This is a genomic window from Citrobacter sp. Cm038, assembly GCF_030333105.1.
Taxonomy (GTDB): Bacteria; Pseudomonadota; Gammaproteobacteria; order Enterobacterales; family Enterobacteriaceae; genus Citrobacter; species Citrobacter murliniae.
Map to the genome: position 1 here is coordinate 85,341 of NZ_JAOWGO010000016.1, position 21,389 is coordinate 106,729.

23 protein-coding genes are annotated in these 21,389 nt (G+C 50.8%); 15 read left to right on the forward strand and 8 right to left on the reverse strand.

The annotated features are described in order from the left end of the window. Window positions 1-82: 82 nt before the first annotated feature. Genes OGY01_RS02720 through hisP form a run of 3 tightly spaced genes read left to right on the forward strand, consistent with a single transcriptional unit; the run spans window position 83 to window position 2,260 of the window. The gene (locus OGY01_RS02720) at window positions 83-769 is read left to right on the forward strand and encodes a histidine ABC transporter permease HisQ (protein ID WP_045445664.1); all 687 of its coding nucleotides are present in this window, start codon (window positions 83-85) and stop codon (window positions 767-769) included. Next, window positions 766-1,473, forward strand: coding sequence for a histidine ABC transporter permease HisM (gene hisM, locus OGY01_RS02725; RefSeq protein ID WP_045445661.1), 708 nt, complete (start codon window positions 766-768; stop codon window positions 1,471-1,473). Before OGY01_RS02720 ends, hisM begins: the two co-directional genes overlap by 4 nt. Before the next feature lie 13 nt (window positions 1,474-1,486). Next, a complete protein-coding gene (gene hisP, locus OGY01_RS02730; protein ID WP_003028114.1) occupies window positions 1,487-2,260 on the forward strand; it encodes a histidine ABC transporter ATP-binding protein HisP in 774 nt (257 codons plus the stop codon). A gap of 46 nt (window positions 2,261-2,306) precedes the next feature. Here hisP and OGY01_RS02735 read toward each other — a convergent pair whose 3' ends face one another. The 4 genes from OGY01_RS02735 to yfcG all read right to left on the reverse strand — a co-directional run bounded on the left by OGY01_RS02735 (window position 2,307) and on the right by yfcG (window position 4,872). Further along, window positions 2,307-2,822, reverse strand: coding sequence for a GNAT family N-acetyltransferase (locus OGY01_RS02735; protein ID WP_200010375.1), 516 nt, complete (start codon window positions 2,820-2,822; stop codon window positions 2,307-2,309). Window positions 2,823-2,905: 83 nt separating this feature from the next. Further along, window positions 2,906-3,799, reverse strand: coding sequence for a TIGR01777 family oxidoreductase (locus OGY01_RS02740; protein ID WP_045445642.1), 894 nt, complete (start codon window positions 3,797-3,799; stop codon window positions 2,906-2,908). A 19-nt stretch (window positions 3,800-3,818) separates the two neighbouring features. Next, window positions 3,819-4,181, reverse strand: coding sequence for a dihydroneopterin triphosphate 2'-epimerase (gene folX, locus OGY01_RS02745; RefSeq protein WP_045445639.1), 363 nt, complete (start codon window positions 4,179-4,181; stop codon window positions 3,819-3,821). A 64-nt stretch (window positions 4,182-4,245) separates the two neighbouring features. After that, entirely contained in the window at window positions 4,246-4,872 is a 627-nt protein-coding gene (gene yfcG / locus OGY01_RS02750) for a GSH-dependent disulfide bond oxidoreductase (RefSeq protein ID WP_045445636.1), read from the reverse strand. 130 nt (window positions 4,873-5,002) lie between these two features. Between yfcG and yfcF the strand changes: the two genes are divergently transcribed. From yfcF to yfcD, 3 genes are read left to right on the forward strand one after another with little or no spacing between them, the layout of a single operon-like run. Then, entirely contained in the window at window positions 5,003-5,647 is a 645-nt protein-coding gene (gene yfcF, locus OGY01_RS02755; protein WP_048220981.1) for a glutathione transferase, read from the forward strand. A gap of 55 nt (window positions 5,648-5,702) precedes the next feature. After that, the gene (gene yfcE, locus OGY01_RS02760) at window positions 5,703-6,254 is read left to right on the forward strand and encodes a phosphodiesterase (protein ID WP_045445630.1); all 552 of its coding nucleotides are present in this window, start codon (window positions 5,703-5,705) and stop codon (window positions 6,252-6,254) included. Between the two features lie 56 nt (window positions 6,255-6,310). Further along, window positions 6,311-6,883, forward strand: a complete 573-nt coding sequence (gene yfcD / locus OGY01_RS02765; RefSeq protein WP_045445627.1) for an NUDIX hydrolase YfcD — start codon at window positions 6,311-6,313, stop codon at window positions 6,881-6,883. Window positions 6,884-6,887: 4 nt separating this feature from the next. On the opposite strand, the gene OGY01_RS02770 is transcribed toward yfcD, so the two are convergent. After that, the gene (locus OGY01_RS02770; protein WP_045445624.1) at window positions 6,888-7,907 is read right to left on the reverse strand and encodes a LacI family DNA-binding transcriptional regulator; all 1,020 of its coding nucleotides are present in this window, start codon (window positions 7,905-7,907) and stop codon (window positions 6,888-6,890) included. A gap of 249 nt (window positions 7,908-8,156) precedes the next feature. Here OGY01_RS02770 and OGY01_RS02775 point away from each other — a divergent pair, with 249 nt between their 5' ends. The 5 genes from OGY01_RS02775 (at window position 8,157) to OGY01_RS02795 (ending at window position 12,187) form a co-directional block, all read left to right on the forward strand. Continuing rightward, the gene (locus tag OGY01_RS02775; RefSeq protein WP_045445621.1) at window positions 8,157-8,600 is read left to right on the forward strand and encodes a PTS sugar transporter subunit IIA; all 444 of its coding nucleotides are present in this window, start codon (window positions 8,157-8,159) and stop codon (window positions 8,598-8,600) included. Between the two features lie 77 nt (window positions 8,601-8,677). Then, entirely contained in the window at window positions 8,678-8,950 is a 273-nt protein-coding gene (locus OGY01_RS02780) for a PTS sugar transporter subunit IIB (protein WP_045445618.1), read from the forward strand. A gap of 72 nt (window positions 8,951-9,022) precedes the next feature. After that, entirely contained in the window at window positions 9,023-10,414 is a 1,392-nt protein-coding gene (locus OGY01_RS02785) for a PTS ascorbate transporter subunit IIC (protein WP_048220983.1), read from the forward strand. Next, complete coding sequence (locus OGY01_RS02790) at window positions 10,411-11,241, forward strand: transketolase (RefSeq protein ID WP_045445611.1); 831 nt, start codon at window positions 10,411-10,413, stop codon at window positions 11,239-11,241. Before OGY01_RS02785 ends, OGY01_RS02790 begins: the two co-directional genes overlap by 4 nt. Then, complete coding sequence (locus OGY01_RS02795) at window positions 11,234-12,187, forward strand: transketolase family protein (RefSeq protein ID WP_045445608.1); 954 nt, start codon at window positions 11,234-11,236, stop codon at window positions 12,185-12,187. The genes OGY01_RS02790 and OGY01_RS02795 overlap by 8 nt, the downstream gene beginning before the upstream one ends. 38 nt (window positions 12,188-12,225) lie before the next feature. Here OGY01_RS02795 and yfcC read toward each other — a convergent pair whose 3' ends face one another. From yfcC to ackA, 3 genes are all read right to left on the reverse strand, one after another. Further along, window positions 12,226-13,746 carry a putative basic amino acid antiporter YfcC gene (gene yfcC / locus OGY01_RS02800; RefSeq protein WP_286492351.1) on the reverse strand — a complete coding sequence of 507 codons (1,521 nt, stop codon included), beginning with the start codon at window positions 13,744-13,746 and terminating at the stop codon, window positions 12,226-12,228. A gap of 216 nt (window positions 13,747-13,962) precedes the next feature. Continuing rightward, the gene (pta, locus tag OGY01_RS02805) at window positions 13,963-16,107 is read right to left on the reverse strand and encodes a phosphate acetyltransferase (protein WP_045445603.1); all 2,145 of its coding nucleotides are present in this window, start codon (window positions 16,105-16,107) and stop codon (window positions 13,963-13,965) included. A gap of 76 nt (window positions 16,108-16,183) precedes the next feature. Next, window positions 16,184-17,386, reverse strand: a complete 1,203-nt coding sequence (ackA, locus tag OGY01_RS02810; protein WP_045445600.1) for an acetate kinase — start codon at window positions 17,384-17,386, stop codon at window positions 16,184-16,186. Window positions 17,387-17,725: 339 nt separating this feature from the next. Here ackA and yfbV point away from each other — a divergent pair, with 339 nt between their 5' ends. The 4 genes from yfbV to OGY01_RS02830 all read left to right on the forward strand — a co-directional run bounded on the left by yfbV (window position 17,726) and on the right by OGY01_RS02830 (window position 21,338). Next, window positions 17,726-18,181 (forward strand): terminus macrodomain insulation protein YfbV, encoded by a 456-nt coding sequence (gene yfbV, locus OGY01_RS02815; RefSeq protein WP_045445597.1) that lies wholly within the window; start codon window positions 17,726-17,728, stop codon window positions 18,179-18,181. 82 nt (window positions 18,182-18,263) lie between these two features. After that, the gene (locus OGY01_RS02820; RefSeq protein ID WP_045445594.1) at window positions 18,264-18,758 is read left to right on the forward strand and encodes a YfbU family protein; all 495 of its coding nucleotides are present in this window, start codon (window positions 18,264-18,266) and stop codon (window positions 18,756-18,758) included. Beyond that, window positions 18,751-19,428 carry a sugar phosphatase gene (locus tag OGY01_RS02825; RefSeq protein WP_075261759.1) on the forward strand — a complete coding sequence of 226 codons (678 nt, stop codon included), beginning with the start codon at window positions 18,751-18,753 and terminating at the stop codon, window positions 19,426-19,428. Before OGY01_RS02820 ends, OGY01_RS02825 begins: the two co-directional genes overlap by 8 nt. A 77-nt stretch (window positions 19,429-19,505) precedes the next feature. Then, window positions 19,506-21,338: an SLC13 family permease gene (locus tag OGY01_RS02830; RefSeq protein ID WP_045445588.1), complete on the forward strand. Its 1,833-nt coding sequence runs from the start codon at window positions 19,506-19,508 to the stop codon at window positions 21,336-21,338. Window positions 21,339-21,389 lie beyond the last annotated feature (51 nt).

Consider the following 21,389-nt stretch of genomic DNA (forward strand, 5'->3'; position numbering starts at 1 on the left):
AAGCGACATCAGGCATAAAACGTGTCGAGACAACATATCAAAAGAGGCTCATTACTTCACCACACACAACAGGACAGGCAGCATGTTGTATGGCTTTTCAGGTGTTATTTTACAGGGCGCGATTGTTACGCTCGAGCTGGCTCTCAGCTCAGTAGTGCTGGCGGTCCTGATAGGTCTTGTCGGCGCGGGAGCTAAGCTTTCGCAAAGTCGGGCAATGGGGCTAATTTTCGAAGGGTACACGACGTTAATACGTGGAGTACCCGATCTTGTCTTAATGCTGCTCATATTCTACGGGTTGCAGATTGCGCTTAACACCATAACCGACGCAATTGGTATCAGCCAGATTGATATCGATCCGATGGTGGCGGGTATTATCACGCTCGGTTTTATCTACGGGGCCTATTTTACCGAAACCTTTCGCGGTGCGTTTATGGCTGTGCCCAGAGGCCATATTGAAGCGGCAACTGCATTCGGTTTTACCAGTTCACAGATATTCCGCCGCATTATGTTTCCGGCGATGATGCGCTATGCATTGCCGGGAATTGGTAATAACTGGCAGGTTATTCTTAAAGCCACGGCGCTGGTTTCTCTGCTCGGACTTGAAGACGTGGTGAAAGCCACTCAGCTTGCGGGTAAGAGCACCTGGGAGCCGTTCTACTTTGCCGTGGTGTGCGGCGCTATCTATCTGGTGTTTACCACTGTTTCTAACGGTGTGCTGCTGTACCTTGAGCGCCGCTACTCCGTGGGTGTGAAGAGGGCTGACCTGTGATTGAGATTATTCAGGAGTACTGGAAATCCCTGCTATGGACCGACGGCTATCGCTTCACCGGCGTGGCGATAACGCTGTGGTTGCTGATCTCATCTGTGGTAATGGGTGGCATCCTGGCGCTGTTTTTGGCGATTGGTCGTGTTTCCAGCAATAAGTTTATCCAGTTTCCCATCTGGCTATTTACCTATATTTTTCGTGGAACACCGCTTTACGTTCAGTTGCTGGTGTTTTATTCCGGAATGTACACGCTGGAAATCGTTAAAGGGACAGACTTCCTCAACGCGTTTTTCCGCAGTGGCCTTAATTGTACCGTGCTGGCGCTAACGCTAAACACCTGTGCCTATACCACAGAGATTTTTGCCGGGGCAATCCGTTCGGTACCTCATGGCGAGATTGAAGCCGCGCGTGCCTATGGCTTCTCTTCATTTAAAATGTATCGCTGTATTATTTTGCCTTCAGCATTGCGTATTGCGCTGCCAGCATACAGCAATGAAGTCATTTTAATGTTGCACTCAACGGCGCTGGCATTTACGGCGACGGTGCCGGATTTGTTGAAAATCGCCCGCGATATCAACTCGGCAACTTACCAGCCGTTTACCGCATTCGGTATTGCCGCCGTACTGTATTTGATGATTTCGTATGTCCTGATCAGTCTGTTCCGTAAAGCGGAAAAACGCTGGTTGCAGCATGTCTCCTCTAAATGATTCGAGTAACACGATGTCTGAAAATAAATTAAACGTTATCGATTTACATAAGCACTACGGCGAACATGAAGTGCTGAAAGGGGTATCGCTGCAGGCCAACGCGGGTGATGTTATCAGTATTATTGGCTCGTCAGGTTCCGGTAAAAGTACGTTCCTGCGCTGCATTAACTTTCTCGAAAAACCGAGCGCTGGGTCAATTGTGGTCAGTGGTCAGAATATTGGCCTGGTACGCGACAAAGACGGTCAACTCAAGGTGGCGGATAAAAACCAACTTCGTCTGTTACGTACGCGACTGACTATGGTCTTCCAGCACTTCAACCTGTGGAGCCATATGACGGTGCTGGAAAACGTCATGGAAGCGCCGATTCAGGTGTTAGGTTTAAGCAAACAGGAAGCTCGCGATCGCGCGGTGAAGTATCTGGCCAAAGTCGGTATTGATGAACGCGCCCAGGGTAAATATCCGGTACATCTGTCCGGTGGGCAACAGCAGCGTGTATCTATTGCTCGCGCGCTGGCAATGGAGCCGGAAGTGCTGCTATTTGATGAGCCGACTTCAGCCCTTGATCCGGAGTTGGTCGGTGAAGTGCTGCGCATTATGCAGCAACTGGCCGAAGAGGGAAAAACCATGGTGGTCGTCACCCATGAAATGGGATTTGCCCGGCATGTCTCCACGCACGTTATTTTCCTGCATCAGGGGAAAATCGAAGAAGAAGGCGATCCGGAGCAGGTATTCGGCAACCCGCAGAGTCCACGTTTGCAGCAGTTCCTGAAAGGGTCATTGAAGTAGTACTGCTGTACCGTCCAAAATGCCCGGGGGCACCTCACTTCCGGGCTTATAAACCCCGTGCTGGACACTCCAGACGATAGACACAGTCGTCATACCGTATGCCATTCACTTCGTATGCTTGCTCGAGTACCTGGGTGAGTACAAAACCTGTCTTTTCCAAAATGCGTACTGACCCCGTATTCTCGGCTAACACATATGCGTTTATCGCGGTGACTCCTGCCTGCTGAAAGGCGTAATCGCACACAGCACGGACTGCCTCGCTGGCGATACCTTTTCCCTGTGCCTGTGGGACGACGGCGTAGCCGATATCTGCTTCCTGAGGATAAAGATGACTAATTTGTAAGCCAATATCGCCCAACGGCGTATTGTTATTATGTTCACGGATAACGAAGGAATGCTTAGCGGAAAGGCGTCTGGCAAACAGTAAGCGCGTTTCTTTTGCCGTGGAGATGTCAGCCATATAACGCATTATTTCCGGGCTTTCACGCAGCCTGAGGAAAAATGACCAGTCAGAGAGTTGATATGCAGAGAGGATAAGTCGGGGAGTCGTTATTATCGCCATAAAGTCGCTATTAATGTCGCCATTGAGGTAGTCAGTTTTATAACCTTACCACCACAATAGCGACAGTGAACAGTCAGCAGAGATTATCGAAGGACATCCGCCAGCGCTTCTTCCAAATCATACCAGCGAAATGCAAAACCAGCGGCTTCCAGGCGTTTGGGTAACGCTCGCTGCCCGCCGAGGACCAGCACCGATGATTCCCCCATCAGTAACCGCATGGCCGTCGCAGGGACGCGCACGATAGCAGGTCGGTTCAGGGCATGACCCAGCGCGTGGGCGAACTGCTCGTTACGTACCGGGTATGGTGAAACCATATTGAAGGGGCCGTGCAGATCGTTATCCAGCAGCCAGATAATACCGTTCACCATATCGTCAATATGGATCCAGGCAAGATATTGGCGTCCGTTACCGATAGGACCGCCCAGGCCAAGACGAAATGGTGGAACCATTTTTGCCAGGATCCCGCCAGCAGGAGCCAGCACAACCCCTGTACGTAGCAAACACACGCGTGTTCTGTCGCTTTGCGCACTGCTGGCAATGTTTTCCCATTGAGCGCACAACTTATGGGTAAACTCGTTATGCGGTGGCTCTTCTTCTGTGACGACTACCTCGCCAAGGTCACCGTAATATCCTGCCGCGGAACCCGATATCAATACCGCTGGTGGTGTGTCGCTGGCCCTGATTAGATCGACCAGTTTCTGTGTAATAACCCAGCGGCTCTGGCACAGTCGCTCTTTTTGCTCAGCAGTCCAGCGCTTATCCGCGATAGGTTCACCGGCAAGGTTAATGACAGCTTCAATTCCATTGAGGTTGTGTTGGTCCTCAAGCCCTTTCCAAATCGTGACCCGTGAATCCAGGATCTGGCGGGCCTTATCGGGGGTACGTGTCACTACGGTTATCTGATGCCCCAATTCCAGCAGACGGGGGATCAGATGGCGTCCAATCAGGCCAGTACCGCCAGTAATCAGAATCTGCATGTCGCCTCCCGGGTAACGATTAGCGCTGCCAGCTCAGCGTCATGGAAACGGAGTCGGCATAACGCAATGCGTGAAGTTTATCGATCTCTACTTCAGCATAAGTGACCCAGTGATGTTCGCGTGCGATATCGAGCACATCTTGAGTTAATTTTTCTAATAATGAGAAGCGGTTACTTTCCACATGTTGAATTATGCTCTTGGTGATCGTGCGGTAATTCAACGCATCGTTGATATCTTCACTGGTACGGGCTATGTCTGCCGGATAGTGGATGGCTATGTTGATGACGATATCCTGCCGGTTGAGGATCTCCTCTTCTTTGATGCCAATAAAGGTGCGCAGACGAAGGTTTTTTATACGAATAATAGCGTCAGGTTGTGACATTGCAGGTTTCCTCCATGTATGAACCTCTGCATGATACACGAGAACCTAATCGCGTTACTTCTTCTCACTGAGCTGTTTGCTGCATCGCGCGTTCCGTGGCGGGACGCGTACGGATACGCTCGTACCAGTTATTGACTGCCGGATAAGTATCGAGATCGATACGTTGCCGCTGGTGGGCGTTAATCCAGGGCCAGCAAGCAATATCCGCAATACTATAATGATCGCCACCCAGCCAGGGTGAAGTTTCCAGACGCTTATTCATCACGTTATACAATCGGTGGGTCTCAACCTGATATCGTTCAATGGCATAAGGGATCGTCTGCGGTGCGAAGTGATTAAAGTGGTGATTTTGGCCAAGCATAGGACCTAATCCGCTGACCTGCCAGAAGAGCCACTGTAGCGTGGTATGGCGTTCTCGCAATTCACCACTTAGCAGCTTTCCGCTCTTCTCCGCCAGGTAGAGCAAAATTTCACCAGATTCAAACAGACTGATCGGTCTTCCGCCATCTTCCGGGGCATGATCGACAATTGCAGGAATTTTATTATTTGGCGAAATAGCCAGAAAATCGGGATGAAACTGATTACCTTTGCTGATATCCACATGAATTAAACGGTACTTCAACTGCGCCTCTTCCAGAAACAGCGTGATTTTATGTCCGTTGGGCGTTGGTGTGTAGTAGAGGTCGATCATTTTCAGCGTCCGTTTTGTCACCTGGTCACTACAAGTATAGAACCTGCTGACGAGCGTGAGTTTTCATCAAGTGACAGAGTGAGAAAGACTCTATATTTTGAAAGTAAGCCAATACATCTCTGAGGATATTATGAGCAAACCTGCAATTACGCTGTGGTCAGATGCAAACTTTTTCTCCCCGTACGTGTTGTCCGTATATGTTGCTCTACAAGAGAAAGGGCTGCCTTTTACGCTGAAAACAGTAGATCTCAACCATGGCGAACACTTACAGCCTTCATGGCAAGGGTATGCGCTCACGCGCCGTGTACCGGTTCTCGAGATCGACGGTTTTGAACTGAGTGAATCATCGGCAATTGCCGAGTTTCTTGAAGAGAGCTTCGCGCCGCCGCAATGGGAGCGGATTTACCCTCACGATATCCAGAAACGCGCTCGCGCCCGCCAGGTTCAGGCCTGGATCCGTAGCGATCTCATGCCGATTCGTGAAGAGCGTTCAACGGACGTGGTCTTTGCCGGTGTAAAAAAACCGCCGTTGAGTGAAGCGGGGAAGGCGAGTGCGGAAAAATTGTTTGCCACAGCGGGCAACTTACTGGCCCATGGGAAACAGAATTTATTTGGTGAATGGTGTATTGCAGATTGCGATTTAGCGCTCATGCTTAATCGTCTGGTCCTTAACGGAGATGATGTTCCTGAGCAGTTAGCGGAATATGCAGCGTTCCAGTGGCAGCGTGCATCGGTACAACGTTTTATCGCGCTTTCCGCGAAGCGTTCCTGCTGATCATCGGGGCGTAATCCAGTATCATTGAAAGGTAATTTTCAACGAGGAGTGAGTGATGAAACTGATGTTCGCATCGGACATTCATGGTTCGTTGCCAGCCACGGAGCGCGTACTCGAGAGGTTTACCCAAAGCGGTGCGCAATGGCTGGTGATATTGGGTGATGTTTTAAACCACGGGCCGCGTAATGCGTTGCCGGAAGGCTATGCGCCGGCGCAGGTTGCCGAGCGTTTGAATGAGCAGGCATCGCGTATTATTGCGGTGCGTGGCAACTGTGACAGCGAAGTGGATCAGATGCTCCTGCAATTTCCGATAACTGCACCGTGGCAGCAAATTCTGACAGATAATCAGCGCCTCTTTTTGACGCACGGACATCTTTTTGGCCCGGAAAATCTTCCGCCCCTGAGTGCCGGAGATGTGCTGGTTTATGGGCATACTCATTTGCCGGTTGCAGAACAGCGTGGGGAGATTTATCACTTTAACCCTGGTTCGGTCAGCATCCCGAAAGGGGGTTTTACGGCAAGCTACGGGATTCTGGATGATAATGTTCTCAGAGTAATGGCACTCAATGATCAAAGTATCATTGCGCAGGTCGAGATTAATCCGTAATTTACCCCACAAACGTAAACGCGCCGTAAGAGCGCTAGAAAAAAGAAGGTTTCCTGATGGTGGAACAGCGTCGTTTGGCAAGTACGGAATGGGTGGATATTGTGAATGAAGACAACGAAGTCATCGCACAATCCAGCCGGGAACAGATGCGGGCGGAACGCTTACGTCATCGTGCAACGTATATCGTTGTGCATGATGGTATGGGTAAAATTTTGGTTCAGCGCCGCACCGAGACAAAAGACTTTTTGCCTGGCATGTTGGATGCCACAGCAGGTGGCGTCGTTCAGGCAGATGAGCAACTTCTCGAATCGGCCCGTCGCGAGGCAGAAGAAGAGTTAGGCATCGCGGGCGTACCGTTTGCCGACCACGGGCAGTTTTATTTTGAAGATAAAAATTGTCGGGTTTGGGGGGCGTTGTTTAGTTGTGTATCTCATGGGCCGTTCGCGTTGCAGGAAGAAGAGGTTAGCGAGGTTTGCTGGCTGACACCGGAAGAAATTACGGCGCGCTGCGACGAATTCACGCCGGATTCACTGAAGGCGCTGGCGTTGTGGATGACCCGCAACGCCAAGAATGAGTCCGCGACTAAGTCGTCAGAGACCCAACAAGAAAAGCAGGAAGAGGCGGAGTAGAACCTCAACAGCTATCTCGCATGCATAAACTGGAGGCGATCTGTTTTTGATCGCTCCAGTTTCCATCCTGAATTCTCGCCAGCAATGCGCGTCCGGCCTCAAGACCAATCTTACGATGTGGTACAGCCATTGTTGTCAGTGGCGGTTGGCAGACTTTGCTCACATCGCTATTGCCGAACCCCACGACAGCAAGATCATCAGGAACTTTAATACGTCGCCGCTGACATTCGTACAATACGCCGCAGGCCAGTTCATCTGACACACAGACCAGCGCGTCCAGCTCCGGCCAGGCGAGAATAAATTCGGGAAGTTGTGACGTTCCGGTAGAAAAAACCGGGGGTAATGCGGCATTAATCACCCGATTTGGTGACATATGATGACGCAACATCGCTTTATACCAGCCTTGTAAATGTTGCTGAAAAATCCACTGCTCCTGATTGGCACATAACAGGCCAATGTTCTGGTAGCCACGCTGAATCAGCATCTCAGTCAGTTCAAACATAGCCGCGACGTTATCAATGCCGATATTCATATCGATGGGGTCGCTACGAATGGCACCGATTTCCATAACCGGAATAGACGCATTTTTCAGCCAGTGCCGCACGGTGTCGTTGTGTTCGACGCTAAGCAATATTGCGGCTGCAATATTTGAGGCAAGCAGTGTTTCCAGTAGTTTTTCTTCCTGCTCAAGACGATTGCGGGACTCTGCCAGCATTATCTGGTATCCGGCTGGCTGTAAAATTTCCTGCAACCCCGCGAACATTTCTGAACAACCTGCCTCAGCCAGATTAGGCACCACCATGGCAATTGTGCGTGATGAAGCTGATGCCAGCGCACTTGCCGCAAGATTAGGCATATACCCGAGCTCATGCACCGCCGCTTCAATTTTTTCTCTGAGTTTATCGGATACCTGTTCAGGGGTGCGTAATGCACGGGAGACGGTCATAGTGCCAACACCAGCAAGCTGAGCAACATCGGCGATGGTCACTTTTCCTGTACTACGCCGTTTTCGAGTTAGAGACATACAAATTCCTGCTTAATTACAACCAGTTGAGCTGTTTTTTTATTGTCATTCTTTGCTTCGCGTAAAGGGCAGTATACGCCTTAAATCATTTTTTTTGCTGTGATTTCACTCAGTAATCGTATTTTGATAGCGCTATCACATAACCGAACGATATCTTTTGATAGCGCTATCTTTGTGACTACGATCGCAGATATGGTTTCAGTGGTTGAATAAAGTTTGTCCATATTAAGCGAATGCTAAGGAGGAAAAGTGCTGAGTACCTGGTTAACGGATAGAACCATTATGCTGTGCGAAAGCGTAGAGGATTGGCCGCAGGCTCTGGAGCTTTGTGCCAGACCCTTGCTGAATGCGGGAGTCATTACGTCTGATTACCTCACTGCCATTGTCGCGCAGCACCATAAGTTAGGCCCTTATTATGTGCTGGCTCCGGGTCTTGCGATGCCCCATGCCAGGCCAGAAGAAGGAGCGAAAGACTTAGGTTTGTCGCTGCTGAAATTAAAGCAAGGTGTTTCATTTGGTGCAGGAGAGTTTGATCCAGTTGATATTATTATTATGCTGGCCGCTCCAGATAAACACAGCCATATTGCCATGATTTCTGCCCTTGCTGAGTTATTTTCAAGTGATAAAGAACTTGCGCAATTACATAGTGCTACAACACGGGAGGAAATTAAAAAAATTATTTCACGCTTCTGATTTAAGTCCAGATTGAATGTTATGAAACATTACGCGTGAGCGTGATGCGGGTGTACTCTACTAAAAAGGTGATAACAATGAAAATCATGGCTATTTGTGGCTCTGGCCTGGGCAGCAGTTTTATGGTTGAAATGAATATTAAAAAAGTCCTCAAAAAACTCAATATTGAGGCGGAAGTCGAACACTCCGATCTCTCCTCCGCCACGCCAGGGGCCGCCGACCTGTTCGTCATGGCTAAAGATATTGCTGCCAGCGCCAGCGTACCAGAAGCACAACTGGTAGTGATTAATAATATTATCGATATCAATGAACTCGAAGCGCAGCTATGCGCATGGTTCGATAAACAATAACTGTATATGTGCGTAATCACTCAGACTGCATTTCGGCAGTTTGACTGCCCATGTGCATAAAGCGAGGTGGATATGTTTATCCTTGAAACGCTAAATTTTGTTGTTGATATACTGAAAGTACCCTCTGTGCTGGTAGGATTAATTGCCTTAATTGGCCTGGTTGCGCAGAAAAAGGCTTTTTCTGATGTTGTTAAAGGTACCATTAAAACTATTCTTGGATTTATTGTGCTTGGTGGTGGGGCTACCGTGTTGGTTGGTTCATTAAATCCATTGGGCGGGATGTTTGAGCACGCTTTTAATATCCAGGGTATTATTCCCAATAACGAAGCGATTGTCTCTATTGCGCTAGAAAAATACGGTGCCTCGACGGCGCTTATTATGGCATTTGGGATGGTGGCCAATATTATTGTCGCCCGTTTTACTCGATTGAAATATATCTTTTTGACTGGGCATCACACCTTTTATATGGCCTGTATGATCGGCGTAATCCTGACTGTGGCAGGATTTGACGGGGCGGGGTTGGTCTTTACGGGGTCACTGATTCTCGGGCTGGTCATGGCCTTTTTCCCTGCACTGGCGCAGCGTTATATGCGCCGTATCACAGGCAACGATGAGATTGCTTTCGGTCACTTCGGCACGTTGGGATATGTGCTCTCAGGCTGGATTGGAAGCGTGTGCGGTAAAGGCTCTCGCTCAACAGAAGAGATGAATCTGCCGAAGAATTTAAGCTTTCTGCGTGACAGTTCTATCTCTATTTCCCTGACCATGATGATCATCTACCTGATTATGGCAATTAGCGCCGGGCGGGAATACGTTGAAAGTACCTTCAGTGGTGGGCAGAACTATTTGGTTTACGCCATCATCATGGCAATTACCTTTGCTGCAGGGGTGTTTATCATTCTGCAAGGGGTGCGCCTGATTCTGGCGGAGATCGTGCCGGCCTTTACCGGTTTTTCTGAAAAACTGGTGCCTAATGCCCGCCCTGCACTTGACTGTCCGGTAGTCTATCCCTACGCCCCTAACGCTGTATTAATTGGTTTTCTGTTCAGCTTTCTCGGTGGTCTGGTGGGGCTGTTCTTGCTTGGGCAGATGAAGCTGGTGTTAATTTTGCCGGGCGTGGTGCCACACTTTTTCACTGGGGCAACTGCGGGGGTATTTGGTAACGCCACCGGTGGGCGTCGTGGGGCAATGATTGGTGCTTTTGCTAATGGCCTGCTAATCACTTTCCTGCCCGTACTTCTTCTACCTGTACTGGGTGCAATCGGCTTTGCCAACACGACCTTTTCAGATGCTGACTTTGGTGTGGTAGGCATTGTCCTTGGCAACCTTGCTCGCTATTTGTCCCCTCTCGCTATCACTGGTCTGGTTGTCGCGCTCTTTGCGTTACTGGTTGCCTGGAACGTGTTCGCTAAAAACAGAACGGCAGCGGGTAATGCGCCGGAAAATAATGGAGCCAAATCATGAATGTGAATGAAGTTACACAACTGGCGAAAGAGATCCGCATCGCCACGCTGAAATCGCTGACGCATCTGGGGTTTGGCCATTTCGGCGGCAGTATGTCGGTCGTGGAAACGTTGGCCGTCCTGTATGGTGCAGTGATGAAAATCGACCCCGCCGATCCGGACTGGCCGGAACGTGACTATTTCGTCTTATCCAAAGGTCATGCGGGGCCGGCACTGTACAGTACTCTTGCGATCAAGGGGTATTTCCCGATTGAAGAATTGAGCACGCTGAACCAAAACGGTACTCGTTTGCCCAGCCATCCGGACAGGCTTAAAACGCGTGGTGTAGACGCTACCACTGGCTCGTTAGGACAGGGCATATCTATCGCCGCTGGGATGGCGTTATCCCATAAGCTGGCAAAGCGTCCGAATCGGGTATTTTGCATTGTTGGCGATGGCGAACTGAACGAAGGTCAGTGCTGGGAGGCGTTTCAGTTTATTGCGCACCATAAGCTGAATAACCTGACGGTGTTTGTTGACTGGAATAAACAACAGTTAGATGGCGAACTGGATGACATCATTCGCCCGTTTAGCCTGGAGGACAAATTCACGGCCTTTGGTTTTGAGGCGATCACGGTGAAAGGGGATGATATTGCAGGCCTGCTGACTGCAGTGCAGTCGCGTCTGAATGAAGAGACTCGACCTCGGATTGTTATTCTCGACAGTATCAAAGGACAGGGTGTGCCATATCTGGAACATCTCAGCAATTCCCATCACCTGCGTCTGACGGAAGAAATGAGACAGGCGTTGAATGAAACCGTTCATCATCTGGAGGCCACGCATGATTAAGCTCGCGCCCGCAGGGCAAAAAGATAACGTAGAGATGCGTAAGGTATATGCCGGATTCGTGGCGAAAGAAGTGGCAGCAGGAAGCCCGATTATTGCTCTTGAAGCCGATCTGATGAGTTCGATGGCAATGGACAGTGTGGCGCGGGATTACCCGCAGCACGTTATTAACTGCGGCATCATGGAAGCCAATGTGATTGGTACTGCCGCTGGACTGGCATTAACGGGGCGTAAACCGTTTGTGCACACTTTCACTGCATTTGCCAGCCGTCGTTGTTTCGATCAGCTGTTTATGTCACTGGACTATCAGCGTAATAACGTGAAGGTGATCGCTTCAGATGCCGGGGTTACCGCTTGTCACAACGGAGGTACGCACATGTCCTTTGAAGATATGGGGATTGTGCGCGGCCTGGCGCATTCGGTGGTACTGGAAGTGACGGATGCGGTGATGTTCGACGATATCTTACGCCAGCTTCTGGAGCTTGAGGGCTTCTACTGGGTACGCACAATCCGTAAGCAGGCGTCGAGTATCTACGCGCCAGGATCGACATTTACGATCGGCAAAGGGAATGTTCTACGCGAAGGCGAAGATGTCACGCTAATAGCCAACGGGATTATGGTTGCAGAAGCGCTGGAAGCCGCACGACAACTGGAGCACATAGGGGTAAATGCGGCAGTCATCGATATGTTTACTCTGAAGCCTATCGATAGGATGTTGGTGAAGAACTATGCCGAGAAAACGGGACGAATTGTGACCTGTGAAAACCACAGTATTCATAATGGACTGGGGTCAGCAGTGGCTGAAGTGCTGGTGGAAACGTGCCCGGTACCGATGCGTCGGGTTGGTGTCAAAGAACGTTATGGTCAGGTTGGGACACAGGATTTTTTACAGGAAGAATATGGACTCACCGCCGCGGCGATTGTTGAGGCAGCGAAATCATTAATGTGAAGGAACGCCCCTTGTCATAGGTGACAAGGGGCTTATTTTTAATGATATCCCATTATCTGTGCGCCTATCACCACCACGCTGGACATAATAAACAGCAGCCCCAGCAGCGTTGCTCCCACTTTCAACCAGTTGCGGAAGTCCACCCGGCAAACGCCCAATGTCGCCATAAGTGACGCGGATGTTGGATAGATAATATGGCTGAAACCATCACCAAACTGGAAAGCGAGAACGGTAACCTGGCGGTTTACACCGACTAAATCACCGAGAGGCGCCAATAACGGCATAGTCAGCGCCGCCTGGCCTGAGCCGGAGGTGACAAAGAAGTTAAATACTGCCTGAAATAGCAGCATAAACCATGCAGCGATAGCATTGTCGAGACCGCTGATACCGTTGGCAATACTGTGCAGGAGAGTATTTAACACACTGGCATCCCCCGCCTCTCCATTGCCCACAAGCAGTAAAATACCCTTGGCAAAACCAACCAGCAGGGCAGGGGCAATCATCATCCGCGCACCTTCGGTAAACGACGAGGCCATAATGTTGACCGTCATACCATTGAGCCGGAAGATAACGCCAATAATGCCTATCACCAGACCCATGGTGAAGAACTGGCTGGCGATTTCAGGAATGAACCATGCGTTGACAATCACGCCCCAGACAACCCAAATCATCACGCCGGTGAGTACTAACAATACCAGCCAGTCGCCCAGAGTGAAACGCCGCTCCACGACGTCATCCTGCTGCTCGCGGAAGAAACGATCGGATTCATGAACGCGTGAAAGTAGAGGATTCTTTTTGATGCGTGATGCGTAGGCGAGGGTGAAAGTGAGACCAATCAGGGTCGCAACGACCCATACCACGATACGCAGGCCAGAGCCGGAGAGCACCGGTACACCCGCAATGCCTTGCGCGACAACCACACAGAACGGATTCATCCACGAGCTGGCAAAGCCAATTTGGGTGGCGATGTAGGTAACGAGCACAGTGGTGATACTGTCGTAACCCAGGCGTACCATGAGCGGTGCAATGATAATGGCAAAAGCGACAGCCTCTTCTCCCATGCCAAATACAGCACCACCTAATGAGAAGAGAATAAACAGCACCGGGATAAACAAGACCTCGTTACCCCGCGTATGACGGATAAGCGCCAGGATGCCGTTATCAATGGTTCCTGTACGCATAACAATGCCAAATGCGCCGCCAATTACCAGCATAAACATAATGATGCCAACGGCAGTGCCAAATTTTGAGCCGGAGGTTAAACCTTCAAACGGAAAGTTCATCAGTCCGGGACTTTCATCGCCGGTGGTGAAAAACTTAACCCGATGGTACTGCTCTTCACCCGCATCGTTGGTCAGTATACGAAACGAGTGGGGATCGACCACTTTCCGGGTTTTGGTCTGCCCATCAACCAGGTACTGCACCTCCTGGCTGTCGAACATGCCGACGGGTACAACCCAGGTCGCCAGGCTGGTTAAAATGGCAACGAAAAATATGATCACCAGCGTATCGGGCATTGCCCATTTCTTAGCGGGTTGTGATTCTGTTACTGCAGACATGAAGAGCTATCCCTGTTGCAAAGCAAAGAGGCTAAGTATGCAAACAGGAGAATAGTTATTCATTGATGCAGCGCAGTTAAGCAAATATTTCAGAAATTACTAATTGGAATAACAGGCATAAAAAAACCGGAAATATCAGCTATTTCCGGTTTAAAGAACCACTATCTGTAGGCCAGACTGGACGCGTTCACGTCACCATCTGGCGTACAAAGCAGATTACTGCTGCTGCTGAGACGACTGGATCGCGGTCAGTGCGATGGTGTAGACGATATCGTCTACCAGCGCGCCACGAGACAGGTCGTTCACCGGCTTGCGCATACCCTGCAGCATCGGCCCGATGGAGATCAGGTCGGCAGAACGCTGTACCGCTTTGTAGGTGGTGTTACCGGTGTTCAGATCCGGGAAGATGAACACGGTAGCGCGACCCGCAACCGGAGAGTTCGGCGCTTTGGATTTCGCAACGTCAGCCATAACAGCGGCATCGTACTGCAGCGGGCCATCGATCATCAGGTCTGGACGTTTTTCCTGCGCCAGACGAGTTGCTTCACGTACCTTCTCAACATCGCTACCTGCACCAGAAGTACCGGTGGAGTAGGAAAGCATCGCTACGCGCGGTTCGATACCGAAAGCAGCTGCGGAATCTGCAGACTGAATTGCGATTTCTGCCAGCTGCTCTGCAGTCGGATCCGGGTTGATCGCGCAGTCGCCGTAAACGTATACCTGATCCGGCAGCAGCATGAAGAACACAGAAGATACCAGAGAGCTACCCGGTGCAGTTTTGATCAGCTGCAGCGGTGGGCGAATGGTGTTCGCTGTGGTGTGAACAGCACCAGAAACCAGACCGTCAACATCGTCCTGTTCCAGCATCAGGGTACCGAGAACCACGTTGTCTTCCAGCTGTTCGCGGGCAACGGTTTCGGTCATCCCTTTGTTTTTACGCAGTTCGACCAGACGAGCAACGTAGCTTTCGCGAACCACATCCGGGTCAACGATTTCTACGCCAGCACCCAGCTCAACGCCCTGAGAGGCTGCAACACGGGTGATTTCATCCGGGTTACCCAACAGTACGCAAGTTGCGATACCACGTTCAGCACAGATGGCTGCCGCTTTAACGGTACGCGGTTCGTCGCCTTCCGGCAGAACAACGCGTTTACCGGCTTTACGAGCCAGTTCGGTTAACTGATAGCGGAACGCTGGCGGAGACAGACGACGGCTGCGCTCAGAGGTCGCAGTCAGGGATTCAACCCAGTCAGCGTTGATATAGTTAGCAACGTATTCCTGAACTTTCTCAATGCGCTCGTGATCGTCAACCGGAACTTCCAGGTTGAAGCTCTGCAGGCTCAGAGAGGTCTGCCAGGTGTTGGTGTTCACCATAAATACCGGCAAGCCGGTTTCGAATGCACGTTCGCAAAGTTTGGTGATGCGCGCGTCCATCTCGTAACCGCCAGTCAGCAGCAGAGCACCGATTTCAACGCCGTTCATTGCCGCCAGGCATGCTGCAACCAGCACATCAGGGCGATCGGCAGAAGTCACCAGCAGAGAACCAGCACGGAAGTGCTCAAGCATGTGTGGAATGCTGCGTGCGCAGAAAGTCACAGACTTCACGCGACGGGTGTTGATATCGCCTTCGTTAACGATGGTAGCGTTCAGGTGACGCGCCATATCGATTGCACGAGTAGCGATCAGGTCAAAGCTCCATGGCACCGCGCCCAGAACCGGCAGCGGGCTGGACTCTTGCAGTTTAGCCGGATCAACTTTGATCACTTTCGCTCTGGAAGAGTCGTCGAAAATCTCGGACAGATCCGGGCGAGTACGGCCTTGCTCATCAACCGGTGCGTTCAGTTTGTTAACGATAACGCCGGTGATGTTGGTATTTTTTGCGCCGCCGAAGCTGCTGCGAGTCAGTTCAATACGCTCGTTCAGCTGTTCCGGGGTGTCAGTACCCTGAGACATAACGAATACGATTTCCGCATTCAGCGTTTTCGCGATTTCGTAGTTCAGAGATTGTGCGAACTGATGTTTACGGGTTGGGACCAGGCCTTCAACCAGTACGACTTCTGCATCTTTGGTGTTCGCGTGGTAATTCGCGATGATCTCTTCCATCAGCACATCTTTCTGATTGCTGGAGAGCAGAGATTCAACGTGGCTCATCTTCAGCGGCTCAGCAGCTGGTAAAGAAGAGTTAGCACGTACGATAGCGGTGGTCTGGTCTGGCGCATCGCCACCGGCACGCGGTTGAGCAATCGGCTTAAAGACGCTCAGACGAACGCCTTTGCGTTCCATTGCGCGGATAACGCCAAGGCTGACGCTGGTCAGGCCGACGCTGGTTCCGGTAGGGATCAGCATAATAATACGGGACACGGTTTATCCTCTTTCGTTACCGCCGACATGTGGCGGGTTACAAAACAGCACCGCCAGCTAGGCTGGCGGTGTGAAATCAGGCAGTCAGACGGCTCGCGTCTTGCGCGATAACCAGTTCTTCGTTGGTTGGGATAACCACCGCAGGACGGGTACCTTCTTTGTTGATGAAACCAGATTTGCCGAAACGTGCGGCCAGGTTACGTTCGTGGTCAACTTCAAAGCCCAGAACGCCCAGTTTGCCCAGAGACAGTTCACGAACCATCGCTGCGTTCTCACCAATACCACCGGTGAAGACAACCGCATCCAGACGACCATCCATCAGCGCAGTGTAAGAACCGATGTATTTCGCCAGACGGTGGCAGTAAACGTCCATTGCACGTTTAGCGTCTTCTTTGGTGGTGTAGTTGTCTTCAACATAACGGCAGTCGCTGGTGACTTCGGTCAGGCCGAGCAGGCCGGACTCTTTAGTCAGCATTTTGTTGATAGCGTCAACGCTCATGCCCAGCGTGTCGTGCAGGTGGAAGATGATCGCCGGGTCGATGTCACCGGAACGTGTACCCATCACCAGACCTTCCAGCGGGGTCAGACCCATGGAGGTATCAACACATTTACCGTTACGGATAGCAGATACAGAACCGCCGTTGCCCAGGTGGCAAGTGATGATGTTCAGTTCATCAACCGGTTTGTTCAGCATTTTTGCCGCTTCCTGAGTTACGAAGAAGTGGCTGGTACCGTGCGCGCCGTAACGACGAACGCCGTGTTCTTTGTACAGGCTGTACGGCAGGGCGTAGAGGTAAGATTCTTCCGGCATAGTCTGATGGAACGCAGTGTCAAACACAGCCACGTTTTTATCTTTCAGATTCGGGAAGGATTTCAGCGCTTCAGCAATACCGATCAGGTGAGCCGGGTTATGCAGCGGTGCGAAAGAGGCAGAATCTTTGATGCCCTGGATAACGGAATCGTCGATAACCACGGAGCTGGTATACTTCTCGCCGCCGTGTACGATACGGTGACCAATTGCGGTCAGTTGCGCAGACAATTCCGGTTTTTGTGCCAGAATAGTGTTAACGATGAAGTTCAGCGCTTCACTGTGAGCGGCGCCTGCACCTAAAGCCGCTTCTTGTTTACCGCCGTCCATTTTCCACTTGATACGTGCTTCTGGGAGATGGAAACATTCGGCTAAACCAGAAAGGTATTCTTCACCGTTTACTGCATCGATGATGGCAAATTTCAGTGAGGAGCTACCGCAGTTCAGAACCAGTACTAACTTACTCGACATGGAAGTACCTATTTATGATACGTGGCTAAAAAAACGTCAGGGAGTCATAGAGCGTAGCGCATGATGACACCGACGTTTATGATTAACATCATGCGCCATTGTCTTTTTGGGCACGATGGAATAAATACCTTTGAGTCTATGTCATTTTGCGTAATTTTCAGCCAATGGCATACTGTATGCCAGTTTGACGACTCAATGATTTTGGACTAAAGGCCTTACAGGCCGACACAGGATACCTGATTGTGGGTATCGAAGACAAAATGTTTTGAACGATGTCCTCTGTAGTTGTTGTTTTGCACAAATTTTTTAAATTTTATATGTGAAGTTGAGGTAACCGCCATGTCGACACCGGATAATCGCTCCGTAAATTTTTTCAGTTTGTTTCGCCGGGGGCAGCACTACGCAAAGACGTGGCCGATGGAAAAGCGCCTTGCGCCAGTATTTGTTGAGAACCGCGTGATTCGCATGACGCGTTATGCTACCCGTTTTATGCCGCCTATCGCCGTATTTACCTTATGCTGGCAAATTGCGCTGGGGGGGCAGTTGGGACCGGCTGTGGCGACCGCATTGTTTGCGCTTAGCCTGCCGATGCAGGGTATGTGGTGGTTAGGTAAACGTTCTGTCACGCCGTTGCCACCATCCATACTCAACTGGTTCTATGAGGTTCGGGGAAAATTACAAGAGGCCGGACAAGCGCTGGCACCGGTGGAAGGAAAGCCGGATTATCAGGCGCTAGCTGACACGCTTAAGCGCGCCTTCAAACAACTGGATAAAACTTTTCTTGATGATTTGTAATTGACCCCGGATTACGCATATAAAAGAAGGCACAAGATGCCTTCTTTTTTTCATTGCAGCAGTAGTGATACAGGAGTCCCAAATGGAAATGACCAACGCTCAACGTCTTATTTTGTCCAACCAGTACAAAATGATGACTATGCTCGATCCTGGTAATGCCGAACGCTATCGTCGTTTGCAGACGATTATTGAACGCGGTTACGGTTTACAGATGCGCGAGCTTGATCGTGAGTTTGGCGAGCTGACGGAAGAAACCTGTCGCACAATTATCGATATTATGGAGATGTATCATGCATTGCACGTCTCCTGGACTAACCTTAAAGACGCGCAGACTATTGACGAACGTCGCGTCACGTTCCTCGGCTTTGATGCCGCAACGGAAGCGCGCTTCCTGGGATACGTTCGTTTTATGGTCAATGTAGAAGGGCGTTATACCCATTTTGATGCGGGTACGCATGGCTTCAACGCCCAGACGCCAATGTGGGAAAAATATCAGCGCATGCTGAATGTCTGGCACTCTTGCCCACGTCAGTATCACCTGAGCGCGAACGAAATTAACCAAATCATTAATGCCTGAGGGGGCGAGCGTGCAGTGCAAAGGCTTTCTGTTTGATCTGGATGGAACGCTTGTCGATTCCTTACCAGCAGTAGAACGTGCATGGTGTAACTGGGCCGATCGTTTTGGCCTTGATCACGACGAAGTGCTGGGCTTTATTCATGGCAAGCAGGCGATAACCTCTCTGCGGCACTTTATGGTCGGGAAATCCGAAGCGGAGATCGCAGCGGAGTTTACGCGCCTGGAGCAAATAGAGGCGACTGAGACTGACGGGATCATCGCACTACCCGGGGCGGTTGATTTACTGAATCACCTCAATAAAGCGGGGATCCCGTGGGCGATAGTGACCTCCGGATCAATGCCGGTGGCGCGGGCACGTCATCGTGTCGCGGGTCTGCCGGCCCCTGAAGTGTTTGTCACTGCCGAACGGGTAAAAAGAGGTAAGCCGGAGCCAGATGCATATCTTTTGGGAGCGCAACTGCTCGGCCTTGCACCGCGAGAGTGTGCTGTTGTAGAGGATGCGCCAGCTGGTGTGCTCTCTGGTCTGGCGGCAGGGTGTCATGTTATTGCCGTGAATGCCCCCGCAGACACACCGCGTCTGGATGAGGTCGACTTTTCGCTGACCAGTCTGGAACATATTTCCGTGACCAAACAACCTAACGGAAATGTGAGCGTTGTAAGAAATACCTGATCGTGATTTAGCCCCAGATTGTTGGGGCTTTTTTATGGCAGAATCGGTCTATCCCTCTCATTTAACAAGGATATGTTGTGAACGGTGAATTGGTATGGGTTCTCTCATTGTTGGCTATCGCCGTCGTTTTGTTTGCAACTGGCAGAGTGCGTATGGACGCGGTCGCTTTGCTGGTTATTATTGCCTTTGTTCTGAGTGGAACACTGAGCATCACAGAAGCTTTTTCCGGTTTTAGCGATCCTAACGTTATTTTGATAGCGGCCTTATTTATTATTGGCGACGGCCTGGTGCGTACCGGGGTGGCGACGGTGATGGGGGCCTGGTTGGTTAAGGTCGCCGGCAGTAGCGAAGTCAAAATGCTGGTGCTGTTGATGATAACCGTTGCCGGTCTCGGGGCATTTATGAGCTCTACCGGCGTGGTCGCCATTTTTATTCCGGTTGTCTTAAGCGTATCCATGCGCATGCAAATATCCCCCTCACGCCTGATGATGCCGCTGAGCTTTGCCGGATTGATCAGCGGGATGATGACGTTGGTGGCAACACCACCTAACCTAGTCGTTAACAGTGAGTTGCTGCGTGAAGGGCTTAACGGCTTCAGTTTCTTCAGCGTTACGCCTCTGGGGCTGGTTGTTCTCGTACTCGGCATTATTTATATGCTGTTGATGCGTTTTATGCTCAAAGGGGACGTTGCCGGGCAGCAGGGTGACGGATGGAAACGCCGGACCTTTCGCGATCTCATTAAAGAATATCGCCTCACCGGGCGTGCCCGTCGGCTGGCTATTCGTCCTGGATCGCCGATGATTGGCCAGCGCCTGGATGACCTTAAATTACGTGAACGTTACGGGGCGAATGTGATTGGCGTTGAACGCTGGCGTCGCTTTCGTCGCGTTATCGTGGACGTTAACGGGGTTTCTGAGTTTCGGGCGCGTGATGTTTTGTTGATAGACATGTCCGCTGCCGATGTGGATTTGCGTGAATTTTGTAGCGAACAACTGCTGGAGCCAATGGTGCTGCGTGGTGAATATTTCTCCGAACAGGCGCTTGATGTTGGCATGGCTGAGATTTCACTGATCCCGGAATCGGAGTTAATTGGTAAAACGGTACGGGAAATAGGATTTCGTACCCGTTATGGGCTGAATGTTGTTGGATTAAAGCGTGATGGTACTGCGCTTGCCGGGGCGGTTGTGGATGAGCCGCTGCTGATGGGGGATATTATTCTGGTAGTGGGAAACTGGAAGGTCATTGCCTTGATGGGGAAAAAGGGGCGTGACTTTGTGGTGCTGAATATGCCAGTGGAAGTGAGTGAAGCTTCCCCGGCACACAGTCAGGCACCGCATGCGATTTTCTGCCTGGTTCTTATGGTCGCTCTGATGCTGACCGATGAAATACCAAACACGGTTGCCGCTCTCATCGCGTGCCTGCTGATGGGCAAATTCCGTTGTATTGATGCTGAGAGCGCGTATAAAGCGATTCACTGGCCGAGTATTATCTTGATTGTCGGGATGATGCCTTTTGCGCTGGCCCTGCAAAAAACAGGCGGTGTCGATCTGGTGGTGAAAGGGTTGATGGATGTCGGTGGAGGGTATGGCCCGTACATGATGCTGGGTTGCCTGTTCGTACTGTGTGCAACCATTGGATTATTTATCTCAAATACCGCGACGGCAGTTCTGATGGCACCAATTGCGCTGGCGGCAGCGAAGTCTATGGGGGTTTCGCCGTATCCTTTTGCGATGGGGGTTGCGATGGCGGCATCCGCGGCCTTTATGACGCCGGTCTCCTCACCGGTCAACACGCTGGTGCTGGGACCGGGAAACTACACTTTCAGCGACTTCGTGAAGATTGGTGTGCCATTTACGGTTATTGTCATGGCGGTGTGCGTAGTAATGATCCCGATGCTGTTCCCGTTTTGACGGATGGTATGGCCCGGTGGCGTTGCGCTACCGGGCCAACAACGCCTTTAC

Bases quoted from the DNA above. Each gene is read 5' to 3' on its own strand.
- yfcC (WP_286492351.1), bottom strand. From the start codon at position 13,746: ATGTCTGCAGTAACAGAATCACAACCCGCTAAGAAATGGGCAATGCCC.
- OGY01_RS02770 (WP_045445624.1), bottom strand. From the start codon at position 7,907: ATGTCTCTAACTCGAAAACGGCGTAGTACAGGAAAAGTGACCATCGCC.
- OGY01_RS02790 (WP_045445611.1), top strand. From the start codon at position 10,411: ATGAATGTGAATGAAGTTACACAACTGGCGAAAGAGATCCGCATCGCC.
- folX (WP_045445639.1), bottom strand. From the start codon at position 4,181: ATGTCACAACCTGACGCTATTATTCGTATAAAAAACCTTCGTCTGCGC.
- yfcF (WP_048220981.1), top strand. From the start codon at position 5,003: ATGAGCAAACCTGCAATTACGCTGTGGTCAGATGCAAACTTTTTCTCC.
- ackA (WP_045445600.1), bottom strand. From the start codon at position 17,386: ATGTCGAGTAAGTTAGTACTGGTTCTGAACTGCGGTAGCTCCTCACTG.
- OGY01_RS02720 (WP_045445664.1), top strand. From the start codon at position 83: ATGTTGTATGGCTTTTCAGGTGTTATTTTACAGGGCGCGATTGTTACG.
- hisP (WP_003028114.1), top strand. From the start codon at position 1,487: ATGTCTGAAAATAAATTAAACGTTATCGATTTACATAAGCACTACGGC.
- OGY01_RS02820 (WP_045445594.1), top strand. From the start codon at position 18,264: ATGGAAATGACCAACGCTCAACGTCTTATTTTGTCCAACCAGTACAAA.
- OGY01_RS02740 (WP_045445642.1), bottom strand. From the start codon at position 3,799: ATGCAGATTCTGATTACTGGCGGTACTGGCCTGATTGGACGCCATCTG.
- yfbV (WP_045445597.1), top strand. From the start codon at position 17,726: ATGTCGACACCGGATAATCGCTCCGTAAATTTTTTCAGTTTGTTTCGC.
- OGY01_RS02780 (WP_045445618.1), top strand. From the start codon at position 8,678: ATGAAAATCATGGCTATTTGTGGCTCTGGCCTGGGCAGCAGTTTTATG.
- OGY01_RS02825 (WP_075261759.1), top strand. From the start codon at position 18,751: ATGCCTGAGGGGGCGAGCGTGCAGTGCAAAGGCTTTCTGTTTGATCTG.
- yfcG (WP_045445636.1), bottom strand. From the start codon at position 4,872: ATGATCGACCTCTACTACACACCAACGCCCAACGGACATAAAATCACG.
- OGY01_RS02795 (WP_045445608.1), top strand. From the start codon at position 11,234: ATGATTAAGCTCGCGCCCGCAGGGCAAAAAGATAACGTAGAGATGCGT.
- OGY01_RS02785 (WP_048220983.1), top strand. From the start codon at position 9,023: ATGTTTATCCTTGAAACGCTAAATTTTGTTGTTGATATACTGAAAGTA.
- yfcD (WP_045445627.1), top strand. From the start codon at position 6,311: ATGGTGGAACAGCGTCGTTTGGCAAGTACGGAATGGGTGGATATTGTG.
- OGY01_RS02735 (WP_200010375.1), bottom strand. From the start codon at position 2,822: ATGGCGATAATAACGACTCCCCGACTTATCCTCTCTGCATATCAACTC.
- yfcE (WP_045445630.1), top strand. From the start codon at position 5,703: ATGAAACTGATGTTCGCATCGGACATTCATGGTTCGTTGCCAGCCACG.